We start from the raw sequence: 12,483 nt of genomic DNA on the forward strand, positions 1-12,483 counted from the left end.
CTCAAGCTCGCATGGATCGCCTGATGTCAGGCCATCCTGATGTCAGGCCACCACCCGGAACGGCACCACGACGCCGGCTCCGCCCGAGATGAGCCGCTCCAACAGATGCGCGCCGGCGGCTTCCACATGGGCGCCCATCAGCGCGCTGGCCTTCTCGGCATCGCGCTCGCGGATGGCCTTGACGATCCCCACATGTTCGGCCGTGGCGCGCGCGCGCCCCTCGGGCGAAAGCGCGGCCATGTAGCGCGCGCGATAGAGGCGCATCATCACTTCTTCCACGGCGCGGGCAAGAAAGCGGTTGCCGCTCAGCCGTGCGATTTCCAGGTGGAAGAGTTCGGCCGCCGTCAGCATGCCTTCCACATTGGATTGGCCCGGCTCGGCATTCGCGGCTTCCGTGGTGCCGAGCTTGTGCAGGAATTGCAGTTCCGCTTCGGTTGCGCGCGGGGTGAAGAGCCGCACAGCCTCACGCTCGAGCACGGCGCGGAACACGACGGCCTCGCGCATCTCGTCGAGCGAGAGCGGCGCCACCCGGCGCACGCGGCCATCGCGCAGCACGAGACCTTCGCTCTCCAGCCGCGCGAGGGCCGCACGGATCGGCGTGCGCGACGCGCCGTAGCGATCCTCGAGCCAGCGTTCGGACAAGGCGAGTTCAGGCGCGAGCTGGAAGGCGAGAATATCGCCGCGCAATGCCTCGTAGACCTGATTCGGCTTCTGATCGGAATGGAATACCATGCCGGTATACCGTTCGAACATTGCGCGAGAGTCAAGCGGTGCTGTTTCGATATTGCGCGGAATGCGCCTCAGACATTCGCGATCAATCCGCCATCCATGCGCAGCACCGAGCCGGTGATGTAGCCCGCGCGGGGGGAGGCGAGGAAGGCGGCAAGGTCGCCATATTCCTCCGGCCGGCCATAGCGCCCCGCGGGAATGGCCGCGAGGCTCTCGGCCTCGACCTCGGCCACCGTTTTTCCTTCGCGCTCGGCCTTCTTCGAATCGAGGAAGGCGATGCGGTCGGTCGCGATGCGGCCCGGCACGATCACATTGGCGGTGATCCCGTCCCTCGCGACCTCGCGCGCCAGCGTCTTCGACCAGCCGACGAGGCTCGAACGCAAGGCATTCGACAGCCCGAGATTGGGGATTGGCGCGATCACTCCGGAGGAGGCCGAGGTGAGGATGCGCCCGAATTTCCGGGCCCTCATGCCCGGCAGCACCCGGTCCGTCAGCGCGATCACGGAAAGGACCATCGCGTTGAATTGCTGCATCCAGAGGCTCGGGGGCTGGCCGGAAACCGGGGTCGGCGGCGGTCCGCCCGTGTTGTTCACCAGGATATCGATGCCCCCGAGTCCGGTTTCAACGGTGCTGACCACGCGCTCGATCGCCTCGATCTCCGCCAGATCCCAGACGATCGGCAGTGCCGTGCCACCGACCTCGCGGATCACCTTCGCGCGCGCTTCGAGCGGTTCGGCCCGACGCCCGGTGAGCGCGACCTTCACGCCTTCGCGCGCGAGCGCCTCCGCGATCGCGCCGCCCAGCCCACCGCCCGCCCCAAGCACGAGCGCAACTTTTCCCTGCAATTGAAGATCCATGCCGAAACCTTTCGAGCAACTCAGTCAAGCTTTCGCATCGCGAAGCATTTCCACCGTGCTTCCACGATGCCATCGGGGTGGATACCATGCCGGAAAACCGGATGAATGCGTTTTGTTGCATGGGCTCCGGGGCTTGCGAAGGCGCGCGCGGAATCCTCCTCCTTTTCCGGCTGGAATGCGGGTCGATTTCCGATCACGCCAAGAAGGGCCGGAGCTTCGGCGGGCGAGTCCTCGTCCTGTCGCGAAGCTCCTTTGCGGGTTTCGGCGTTGACAAGCCGCGCTCGCCGGCGAATGTGACGTTCTTCCGATGAAGCGGGCTCCGTGCCCGGCTTGCGCCTCACGAGGATCGACGTGACGAACCCCGCGCCTCCGCGCCTGCTGCTGGCCTCCGCCTCGCCGCGCCGCTTTCAGCTTCTCGACCAGATCGCGCTGACGCCGGACGATGTGGTCGCAACCTCCATTGATGAAACGCCGCGCAACCGCGAGCGTCCGCGCGTTTGTGTTGAACGGATGGCGCGCGAGAAGGCGGATGCGGCCCGGCGCATCGTGGCGCATGATGCGTCGCGCGCGCAAAGCGTCATCCTCGCGGCGGATACGGTGGTGGCGCTGGGCGCGCGCATCCTGCCCAAGACCGAAACCGTGGAAGAGGCGGCAGCCTGCCTGCGCATGCTCTCCGGGCGGGCGCATCGGGTTTACACGAGCGTGGTGGTGCAGCTTCCATCGGGGCGGCAGGGGCAGCGGCTGGTGGAGGCGCGCGTGCGCTTCAAGCGGATCTCCGCCGAGGAACTCGATGCCTATCTTGCCTCGGGCGAATGGCGCGGCAAGGCCGGTGGCTATGCCATCCAGGGCATTGCCGGCGCCTTCGTCACCAAGCTGATCGGCTCCTATTCGGCCGTGGTCGGCTTGCCGCTCTACGAGACGGCCGCGCTGCTTGCCGGGCTTGGCTATCCGGTCCATCTCAACTGGCTCACCCCACGGAGTGTTTAGGTCATGCGGCTTCAGAACAGCATCGCCCTGGTGATGGGCGCAGGGTCATCCGGGCCCGGTTGGGGCAACGGCAAGGCAACCGCCTTCCGCTTTGCCGAGGAAGGCGCGACGGTCATCGCCGCCGATCATCACCTCGCGGCCGCCGAGGAGACCGCCCATCTCATTGCTGAAGCCGGTGGGAAAGCCGAGGCGCATCGCTGCGATGTCACGAAATCCGCCGAGATCGAGGCGCTGGTGACCGATATCATCGCGCGCCATGGCCGGATCGACGTGCTCGACAACAATGTCGGCATCGCCGAGTTTGGCGGCGTGGTGGAACTGCCGGAGGCGGAATGGGATCGCGTGTTCGCGGTCAACCTGAAATCTGCCTTCCTCGGGATGAAGCATGTCATCCCGGTGATGCTGCGCCAGTTTGCCGAGCGGGGCGAGGGCGGTTCCATCATCAACATCTCTTCCATCGCGAGCGTGCGCTATACCGGCATTCACTATGCAAGCTATTACACGACCAAAGCCGGGCTGAACCACCTGACGCGCACCACGGCGGCGCAATATGCCGCGCAGAAGATCCGCGTGAACGCCATCCTTCCCGGCCTGATGAAGACGCCGATGGTCGAGCGCTCCGCGGGGCTCGCCAAGAGCTATGCGGATGGCGATGTCGAGGCCATGTGGCGTGCGCGTGACGCGCAGGTGCCCATGGGGCATATGGGCGACGCGTTCGATGTGGCGAATGCGGCCGTGTTCCTCGCTTCCTCCGAAAGCCGCTACATCACCGGCATCGAATTGCTGGTCGATGGCGGCATCACGCTGAAAATCTCCTAACGTCAAACACGTCCGAAGGATTCCGCCATGGAGCACCGTCCGCTTGGCCGCACCGGCCTCAAGGTTCCCGTCATCTGCCTCGGCACGATGACCTGGGGGCAGCAGAACACCGAGGCCGAGGGGCATGAGCAGATGGATTACGCGCTCGATCAGGGCGTGAATTTCTTCGACACCGCCGAACTCTATTCCATTCCGCCCCAGCCGGAGACGCAAGGCTCGACCGAGCGCATCATCGGCAGCTGGTTCAAGGCGCGGAAGAACCGCGACAAGGTCATCCTCGCGACCAAGGTGGTGGGGCGGTCGGACATGGACTGGTTCCGCGACGACGGCTCGAAAAGCCGCCTCACGCCGGCCCAGATGCGCTTTGCGCTCGAACGCTCGCTGCGCAACCTGCAGACGGATTATGTCGATCTCTACCAGCTGCATTTTCCGGACCGGCCGATCGCCTGGGGCTCGAACCCCACGCGCTTCGATGCGGAGGCCTTTCGCCCGGCCGGCGACGAAACGCCGATCACCGTGCAGCTTGAAACGCTCCAGACCTTCGTGAGGGAAGGCAAGGTGCGCCATATCGGCCTCTCGAACGAGAGCGGTTGGGGCACGATGCGCTTTATCACCGAGAGCGAGGCCAAGGGCACGCCGCGCGTCGCGAGCATTCAGAACGCCTATAGCCTGCTGAACCGCACCTACGAGACGGGCCTCGCCGAAATCGGCTTGCGCGAGGATGTGGGACTGCTCGCATATTCGGCCCTCGGGCAGGGCTATCTCACCGGAAAGTATCTTGATGGCGCTCGTCCGCCCGGCGCGCGCACCACGCTCTTCAACCGCGGCCAGCGCTACGAGAAGCCTGGCACGGATGACGCCGTGCGCGATTACCTGGCCATCGCCAGCCAGGCCGGGCTCGACCCCGCGACCTTCGCCATCGCCTTCACGCTCGACAAGCCATTCCTCACCTCCACCATCATCGGCGCGACCACGATGGAGCAGCTGAAGATCGCCATCGCGGCCGGCCATGTGCGCCTGCCGAAGGAGATCCATGCGAAGATCGACGCCGTGCATCAGCGGCGCGGCAACACGGCTCCGTGAGGTCGCCATGGCGGAGGAAGAGCGGCCGGATGCGAAAGTGAAGCGCCTCGCGCGCTGCCCGATCTGCGGCAAGCCCGTATTGGAGGCCTTCCGGCCATTCTGCTCGAAGCGTTGTGCCGATGTCGATCTCAACCGCTGGCTCGGCGGGCAATATGCGCTGCCCGCCGAGGACGAGCCGCTGCCATCCCACGAGACGGGCGGCGACGAGCGCTGAACCTCACCGCGCGACGGCCCGAGAAAAATTCACTCGCCTTGCCGCCGGCCCTGCCGCTATTTTGCGGCAACCCCCCGTTCCCGATCAAGGAAGCAGCGCCGTGACCCATTCCGACTGGACCATCCGTAGCCGGATCGCGCAGGCGATGGGCAAGGTGGATGCGCCGAGCCGCGCGGTGGTGCCGCCGATCCATGTCGCGACCACCTTTATCCGCGATCCGGACAACCAGTATCGCACCGGCAATGTCTATGGCCGGCCGGACAACGAGACCATCCGAGAGGCGGAAGGCATGATCGCGGCGCTGGAGCAGGCGAGGGCGGCCTTCGTGTTCGGCTCCGGCATGTCCTCGGCGGTCGCGGTTTTCCTCGCGCTCCAGCCCGGCGACCACATCGTTGCGCCGCGCGTGATGTACTGGGCCTTGCGCGGTTGGCTGATAAAGGATGCCGCGAGCTGGGGCCTCGAGACCACCTTCGTGGACATGACCGACCTTGACGCCGTGGAAGCGGCGATGCGGCCGGGCCGGACCAAGCTCATCTGGGCCGAGACACCGGCGAACCCGCTCTGGTCGATCACCGATCTCGAGGGCGTCGCGCGGATCGCGGGCAAGCATGGCGCGCGCTTCGCGGTCGATTCAACCTGCGCCACGCCCTTGCTGACGCGCCCGCTGGAATTCGGCGCCGATATCGTGATGCACGCCGCCACGAAATACCTCAACGGCCATTCGGATGTGCTCGCAGGCTCGCTCGCGACCAATGCGGTCGATGATTTCTGGGCGCGCATCCAGCGCAATCGCGCCGCGATGGGGCTGATCCTGGGGCCGTTCGAGGCTTTCCTGCTCATCCGCGGCATGCGCACGCTCGCGCTGCGCATGGAGGCGGCCTGCCGGAATGCGATGGAGCTGGCCCGGCGTTTCGCGAACCATCCTCAGGTTCTCGAAGTGCTGTATCCCGGGCTGGAGAGCCATCCCGGCCATGCGGTCGCCAAAAGGCAGATGAAGGGCGGCTTCGGCGGCATGCTGTCGATCCGCGTGCGCGCGGGAGAGGGGGCTGCCATCGCGGCGGCGGCGAGGGTGAAGCTCTGGAAGCGGGCCACTTCGCTTGGTGGCGTGGAAAGTCTGATCGAGCATCGCGCCTCCATCGAGGGGCCGGATACGCCATGCCCGCGCGACCTGCTGCGCCTCTCTGCCGGCATCGAGGATGTCGAGGACCTCTACACGGATCTTGATCGCGCCCTGCCTCCTGCGTGACGGCACGCGCGCCTCCGCCCGTCGCTTGCCTGAAAACTGCAGGCTGCGCGCCTGATTTATCGGCATGCCACGTCAAAGGGTTCCGCCTCAACCGGGATTGGCGCCCGATTTCGCCGCAAATTGCGCGTGCTGCGCCGCAAGATGTCCTCAGTCGGGAGACACGGCACCAGCATTGCGAACGCCCATTGCCTGGCCGGCTCGAAAGGGGGCCGGAACAATCAGGGATGCCAACAAGCGTTTCAAGCGACATGGCGGCTTGGGAATGACGGAAACCAGGGGCTCTCGAGTTCGGTTGCCGCGATATCCGGTTCATGGAATTGGCGGTCGCCGGGCTCGCGCTCTTGCCGGGCTCTTCTTCCTCGCTCGCCACCCGATCCGCGTCTCGCCGACCCGTCTCAGTCCCATGTCACCCCCTCCACGCCTTCCAGAAGTTCCCTCCCGTAGAGGGCCGGGGTTTGAAAGCCCGGGGACCATCGCCCCGCCAACACTGCGCGTGTGATCTCCCGAAGGCAGAGCACGGTGAACCGGTAGGCTTCCGGTCCCATCAACGCGACCCGCTCCCGGGTCTTGCCGTTGGATGCGATCGCAAGGATATAGGTCCTGCCGTCGCGCAGCTGCTGCGCGGATGAGCCTTCTGGCAGAAGTGGCAGCAAGTGGTTCAGGATCAGATCACGCAGCCAGAGCAGCCGCCCCTTCATCATCGCGACCGCGAGCCACGGAAAGGCAGAGTAGGTCGAGATGTTCGGGATGCCGGTCGAGACCCCTGCGGTGAAAAGGTCCCCGAGCCAGGGGTCGTAGACCGCGCGGAACTTCCTGCCTGCGACCTCGAAGTCCAACTCAGTTTCGGCTGGCCGGGCCGCGACCAGCGCGCCGCCGACCCGGCGGTGCCCGGCCTTTTCGATGTGCGACAGCATCCCCTTGAGGGTGCCGCGCGATACCCCTCCGTCGGTGGCGAGCGCGATCACCAGGTGGTTCGCATCCGGCAACCTCTTCTTCGCAATCCCCGCCGCGATATCGGAGGGCGCGACATTGAAGCCGGCGCCGGGCATGATCATGATGTTCGCCCGGCGGGCACGCTCGTCAAAAGCGAAAGCGCTGGACGTGTCCTCCACCTCGCCCGCGAGGTCCACGTAGTGCGTGCCCGAAACGAGGCAGGCTTCGATGAGGAGCTTCTGGGTCGTGAGAAACTGACCGGAAAGGTTCAGCAGAAGGCGCACCCCCTTCAACTGCCGCTCGATCTCGCGCGGGTCGTTCAGGTCAAACACTGCCGCCCTGAGGTCGAGGCGTTCGGCCAGCGCGCGCACCGCCTCCTCTCGCCCGCCCAGAATGGGCCGCAGCCCGGCTTTCACGAACTCCTCCGCGCAAAGCCGGCCGGTAAATCCCGCAGCGCCGTAGATCAGGATTTCCGACATGGTTTCCATCTTGTCCAGTTTTGAAAATCGATATCCGGCGAAGACAAGCGGGCGGCGATGCGACCGCGTCACCGATCGCCGTCAGGGCTTCCAATCGCGCACGCACAAGACGTGGTTGTGCCCGCGGATTTCGTCCCCCTGAGGACCAAAACCATTCGGGAAAGCGCCGGGTATCGCTGTTTTGGGATCGCTCCGCATCGCGCCCGCTCCATGCACATCGACGCAGCGCCGTTGCCCCGATCGGGGCGGAATTTCCATGAAGCCCATTGCTGGTCCGATGGCGGCATAGACCGCGAGCTCTCCCGCTTGGGAGAATGCACGGTTGGGTTCCGTTGCGGGTGGTGGCCCTTCGAGATGCGTCGTGGACGACCACAGGTAGATGCGGGGGTCGCTGATCTCGAACGAGGGATGAATGGCCGGGATGCGGGTATAGTCAACGATCGAATGGAGTTCCTTCGCCGTGGGTAGCCGCCATTCGGAGTGGCCATCGCGCGACAGGGCACTGCAATAGGCGAGCGCTTCGTTCCAGCTGCGCGCCCTTCCATCGTCGCGCCTCTGCCATTCAAGCCGCGTCGCCCGATCGATGACCGATCCGCGACGGGTTTCGAAATCGTTCTCGCCGTAAGGCGCACCGCGGACCAGACGGATTGCAAGCCGGTTCGGGGTTCGCATCCGGTTCGCGGGATCCATCATCGGATAGCCCTTGATGCGGCCATCGGCGAAATTGACGCCGAACACGGTCGCGTCCCGTCCCATGGTCCTGCCGACATAACGTGTCGCGCTCCATTCCTGCACGTCGATCGGTCGGCGCCCGTGCGCGGCGTCGCCGAGGCCCGCCCCGGAGGCATAGGCGAAATCGAAAACGGTGGCGTCGATGTAGGGGCGCGAAGTCGCCGGATCACCGGAATAGCCCCCGCGATAATCGATCAGCGAGTAGAGTTCCCGGATATTGGGCACGCGCCAGTCATCATGTCCGCCGAGGCGGCTCGCCCGGGCGTAAGCTTCGGTTTCGGCAAAGGCCAGCGGAGCGCTGGGGGACTTTGCCCAGACCAGCCCGGTGACCAGATCACTGACCGTCCCGTCTCCATTGTCACGATAGTGAGGACGATGGCCCCGATGCTGCGCATCCTGTCCCCAAAGCGGCTGGTCCGCTTTCGGGCAATCGATGATCGGACCGCGCTCGCTGAAGCAAAGATCCTGCCCCGTGCCAACGATCGGATAATGCGCTGCGGTCCCGGCCGCGCAAGCCAGCCCCGCTCCCAGACACAGGGTAAGCCGGAGACCAGCCTTGGCGCGAACAGGCAATTCCAATTCACCATCCTCAGGGAAGTATCGCGCTATCCTGCGCATGGCAGGTTATTGCCGGTTCTGGTGATGGCCTCTTGCGAAAAAACATCATGACCAACAAATTTGTTGGGTTCAAGCGCACGACAATGGTCGCCCGCCAACACGTTTGCACATATAGAGCTTGATTTATCTCGATTTTTCAGACGCTTGCGAACGAATGCGGATGCGCTCGAACGGCAATATGGTGCCCGGGGCCGGAATCGAACCAGCGACACTGCGATTTTCAGCATGGCTTGGGTGTGATCGAAGGCTTATAGATTCGTTACGATCTATTTCAGTAGAGAATTGAAATTGTTGAATTAATCGCTCCCAAGTGCTTCAGATTGTTTTACGCCCATTCCGTCAAGCAACCACGGATTCGCACCCATAGCGCACCCGCATCTTTTTTGCTCGCTCATAACCACGTGAGAGCTCGGCCTTGTCGTTGGGCAGAGGCAGGTAAGATTCTGCCTCTGTCTTTTTTTGTTTGAGCGAAGTTGGTGGTGCCGAGCAGCCATTTGGCCCAAATTCAGAGAATGAAATCGGTTGCCGCCATTGTGTATGTTCCGGTTAGGCGGATCTGGAAATCCGCAACACCGTCACCGTTTACATCTCCAGAAACGTTCGTGATTCCAGCATTAGTTTCAGCGCGAAGTTGCCCGGCAACATTTCCGAATGCCACATTGCCAATAAAGGCAAATGCCTGATCGCCTGCAGTCAACGTGTTGGCGTCAATTATACTAAGGTGGATTTTGTCAAAACCTTGCTGGAAATCAGCAATGAGATCAGCGCCGAGATTTATGGTGCTATCGCTCGTTGCAATAAACTGGAATGTATCGTTGCCGGCTCCGCCGGTGAGGGCGTCAGCGCCGCCACCACCGATCAGGGTATCGTTTCCAATTCCGCCGATGATATAATTGGCGCTTGTATTTCCTGTACCAGTAAAATTACCGTTACCAACGAAGACCAAGTTCTCGATGTCGGTATTCAGCGTGAAGCTTGTTCCGGTTGTCCTTACTTCGTCAATGCCTTCATCTGCCTGTTCTGTAACTACGTCTGAAGCATCCGTATAATAGATGTCATTTCCGGTGCCGCCGATCAGAATGTCAATGCCTGATCCTCCGTCTAAAATGTCGTCACCTCCGCCGCCAGTCAGCCTGTTGGCCTGGCCATCACCGGTTATTACATCAGCGAAGGCTGTGCCGATGATGAACTCGATTCCAGTGAGTGTATCCCCCTGTGCATCACCACCGGAATAGACACCGGTGGCCAGATTGATTGATACAGCAGCAGCACTCGTCGAATAGGAAGCAGTATCATAAAGGCCCGCGCCTCCATCGAGGGTATCGCCTCCAACACCACCTGACAGAACATCCTGACCGACGTCTCCACGCAGGATGTTGGCACTGGCATCACCAATAAGTGTATCGGCGTAGTACGAACCATTGATGCCTTCAATTGAATTGAAAACATCACCGGCTGCATCGCCGGTATGGATTCCGGTCTGCAAATTGATGGTCACGCCGGCACCCGCTGTCGTATAGGAAGCGATATCGGTTCCATTCCCGCCATTGAGAGTATCGGCACCCGCACCACCCGTCAGAATGTCGTTGCCGGCCCCGCCCGTCAGAATATTCGCGGCAGCGTTTCCTGTTCCCGTGAAGTTGCCGGTTCCGATGAAGGCGAGGTTCTCGACGTTGGTGGCCAAGGTGAATTCCAGCGCCGTGGTCCGGACCTCGTCAGTCCCCTCGGAAACGAGCTCCGTAATGATTTCAGATAGAACATCGGTATAGTAGATGTCGTCGCCAGTGCCGCCGATGAATGTGTCCTGGCCGGCACCCCCATTCAGAATGTCATTGCCCGCGCCGCCGGCAAGGATGTTGGCCTGGCCATCGCCTGTGATCGTATCGGAAAAGGCCGAACCTGTGATGTTCTCAATCCCAATAAGAATATCTCCCTGCGCATCGCCGCCTGTATTGATGCCAGTCGTCAGATTGACGACAACACCAGCGCCGCTGGTTGTGTAAGTTGCAGTGTCAGAAGCGGCGCCTCCATCCAAGGTGTCGGCACCAGCCCCGCCAGAAAGCACGTCGTTTCCGAGGTCACCCTTCAGGATGTTGGCGCTGGCGTCACCGGTTAATGTGTCAGCGTAATACGAACCGGATATTCCCTCGATTGAATTGAAAATGTCCCCTGACGCATCGCCGGTATGGATGCTGGTCAGCAAGTTGACGCTCACTCCAGCCGTCGAGGTCTGGTAGGAGGCGATATCCGTCCCGTTGCCTCCGTTCAGGACATCGGCGCCCGCCCCGCCGGTGAGAACATCATCTCCTATACCACCCGTGATGATATTGGCTTCGGCGTTTCCGGTGCCGGTGAAGTTACCCGATCCTGCAAAGATCAGTCGCTCAAGATTGGCGCTTAACGTATAAGTAGCGGCTGTTGTCCGCACCTCGTCGGAGCCTTGCCCTGCACTCTCGACGATGATGTCGCTGGGATTATCAATGTAATATATGTCGTCTCCGGCACCGCCTTGGAGGTTGTCGCTCCCCGCGCCCCCGTCGAGTACGTCGTTCCCGGCGCCGCCTTGAAGGTTGTTGTTGCTGCTATCGCCAGTCAGCACATCGGCGAAGGCTGAACCGACGATGTTTTCAATGCTGGTTAGCGTGTCTCCTTGTGCGTCGCCGCCCGTGTTGATGTTCGTCGCAAGATTGATCGTCACACCAGCTGAGCTGTTGACGTAGGTAGCGGTATCAATGCCGCCGGAGCCTCCGTTGAGGACGTCAGCTCCCGCGCCGCCTTCGAGCAGGTCATTGCCCAATCCTCCGGTAATCGTATTGTTGCTTGCATTGCCGGCTCCGGTAAAGGCAGAGCCACCCGTGTAAGTCAGGGCCTCCAGATTGGCGCTCAAAGTATAGCTGGTCAGGGTCGTCCGGATCTCGTCGATGCCCTCTCCCGCAATTTCGTTCACAACATCGCCCAGATTATCGACGACGTAGATATCGTTTCCCGCACCACCCGTCAGTATATCGGCACCCGCTCCGCCATCCAGCGTGTTGGCGCCGGCCGTACCGGTCAGATTATCGACATAGGACGAGCCCGTTACGTTCTCGATCGACGTATATGAATCTCCCGCAGCATCTCCGCCTGTTCCGATGCCGGTCGTCAGGTTCACCGTCACCGCAGCCGTGCTTGCGCCATAGTGGATCGTATCCGTGTCAGCGCCGCCATCGTGGTTGTCGCTTCCCACGCCGCCATAGAAGATGTCGTTTCCTGCCCCGCCGATAAAGATGTCGTTGCCGGCATACCCCACGAAGATATCGTTGCCGGAATTTCCTGTCAGCACATTGTCGGCTGCATTTCCGGCCAAGGTGCCACCACCCGTGGACAGAAGCGTCAGGTTCTCGAAATTCGCGAGCAGGGTATAGGTGGCAAGCGTCGTCCGCACCTCGTCCGTGCCAGCGCTCGCGGCTTCAGTGACCGTGTCGGCGGCATTGTCGATGATATAGACATCGTTGCCATTTCCGCCGGTCAGCGTATCCGCGCCAGCTCCACCATCTAGAATGTCATGCCCGTCGCCACCATTCAGAACATTTGCGAATGCATTGCCCGTGATGGTGTCGTTGAAAGCGGAGCCGGTGATATTCTCGAAATTGGTCAGGATATCACCCTGTGCATCACCTCCGACGCCAGCCCCCCCATTCAAGCTGACAGTAATACCCGCCGTGCTTGTTGAATACGTTGCCGTATCGATCCCCGCCCCACCGTCCAGGATGTCGGCGCCGCCACCACCTGCGATCAGGTCATTGT

The 12,483-nt window shown here is 62.3% G+C and carries 10 protein-coding genes; 5 read left to right on the forward strand and 5 right to left on the reverse strand.

Annotation, left to right across the window (positions count from 1 at the left end; genetic code table 11):
• Positions 1–42: 42 nt before the first annotated feature.
• Positions 43–732, reverse strand: coding sequence for a GntR family transcriptional regulator (locus ACKODO_RS09345; protein ID WP_408983168.1), 690 nt, complete (start codon positions 730–732; stop codon positions 43–45).
• 68 nt (positions 733–800) lie between these two features.
• Complete coding sequence (locus tag ACKODO_RS09350) at positions 801–1,586, reverse strand: SDR family oxidoreductase (RefSeq protein WP_408983169.1); 786 nt, start codon at positions 1,584–1,586, stop codon at positions 801–803.
• 321 nt (positions 1,587–1,907) lie between these two features.
• On the opposite strand from ACKODO_RS09350, the gene ACKODO_RS09355 reads away from it, so the two are divergent.
• From ACKODO_RS09355 to ACKODO_RS09375, 5 genes are all read left to right on the forward strand, one after another.
• Complete coding sequence (locus tag ACKODO_RS09355) at positions 1,908–2,573, forward strand: Maf family nucleotide pyrophosphatase (protein ID WP_408983170.1); 666 nt, start codon at positions 1,908–1,910, stop codon at positions 2,571–2,573.
• Between the two features lie 3 nt (positions 2,574–2,576).
• Positions 2,577–3,392 carry an SDR family NAD(P)-dependent oxidoreductase gene (locus ACKODO_RS09360; RefSeq protein ID WP_408983171.1) on the forward strand — a complete coding sequence of 272 codons (816 nt, stop codon included), beginning with the start codon at positions 2,577–2,579 and terminating at the stop codon, positions 3,390–3,392.
• A gap of 27 nt (positions 3,393–3,419) precedes the next feature.
• Positions 3,420–4,475, forward strand: coding sequence for an aldo/keto reductase (locus tag ACKODO_RS09365; RefSeq protein WP_408983172.1), 1,056 nt, complete (start codon positions 3,420–3,422; stop codon positions 4,473–4,475).
• Positions 4,476–4,482: 7 nt separating this feature from the next.
• Positions 4,483–4,689 (forward strand): DNA gyrase inhibitor YacG, encoded by a 207-nt coding sequence (locus tag ACKODO_RS09370; protein ID WP_408983173.1) that lies wholly within the window; start codon positions 4,483–4,485, stop codon positions 4,687–4,689.
• 145 nt (positions 4,690–4,834) lie between these two features.
• Positions 4,835–5,935, forward strand: coding sequence for a trans-sulfuration enzyme family protein (locus ACKODO_RS09375; protein WP_408983177.1), 1,101 nt, complete (start codon positions 4,835–4,837; stop codon positions 5,933–5,935).
• A 395-nt stretch (positions 5,936–6,330) separates the two neighbouring features.
• Here ACKODO_RS09375 and ACKODO_RS09380 read toward each other — a convergent pair whose 3' ends face one another.
• The 3 genes from ACKODO_RS09380 to ACKODO_RS09390 all read right to left on the reverse strand — a co-directional run.
• On the reverse strand, positions 6,331–7,419 hold the full coding sequence (locus ACKODO_RS09380; RefSeq protein WP_408983174.1) for a saccharopine dehydrogenase family protein: 1,089 nt from the start codon (positions 7,417–7,419) through the stop codon (positions 6,331–6,333).
• 9 nt (positions 7,420–7,428) lie between these two features.
• Positions 7,429–8,658, reverse strand: coding sequence for a DUF1566 domain-containing protein (locus tag ACKODO_RS09385; protein ID WP_408983175.1), 1,230 nt, complete (start codon positions 8,656–8,658; stop codon positions 7,429–7,431).
• A 544-nt stretch (positions 8,659–9,202) separates the two neighbouring features.
• Positions 9,203–12,483 (reverse strand): beta strand repeat-containing protein (locus ACKODO_RS09390; protein ID WP_408983176.1); only part of this gene is annotated, 3,281 nt, incomplete at its 5' end.

This window comes from Rhabdaerophilum sp. (assembly GCF_046092605.1).
In the GTDB taxonomy this organism is placed as follows: Bacteria; Pseudomonadota; Alphaproteobacteria; order Rhizobiales; family Beijerinckiaceae; genus Rhabdaerophilum.

Bases quoted from the DNA above. Each gene is read 5' to 3' on its own strand.
- ACKODO_RS09360 (WP_408983171.1), top strand. From the start codon at position 2,577: ATGCGGCTTCAGAACAGCATCGCCCTGGTGATGGGCGCAGGGTCATCC.
- ACKODO_RS09350 (WP_408983169.1), bottom strand. From the start codon at position 1,586: ATGGATCTTCAATTGCAGGGAAAAGTTGCGCTCGTGCTTGGGGCGGGC.
- ACKODO_RS09375 (WP_408983177.1), top strand. From the start codon at position 4,835: ATGGGCAAGGTGGATGCGCCGAGCCGCGCGGTGGTGCCGCCGATCCAT.
- ACKODO_RS09365 (WP_408983172.1), top strand. From the start codon at position 3,420: ATGGAGCACCGTCCGCTTGGCCGCACCGGCCTCAAGGTTCCCGTCATC.
- ACKODO_RS09370 (WP_408983173.1), top strand. From the start codon at position 4,483: ATGGCGGAGGAAGAGCGGCCGGATGCGAAAGTGAAGCGCCTCGCGCGC.
- ACKODO_RS09345 (WP_408983168.1), bottom strand. From the start codon at position 732: ATGGTATTCCATTCCGATCAGAAGCCGAATCAGGTCTACGAGGCATTG.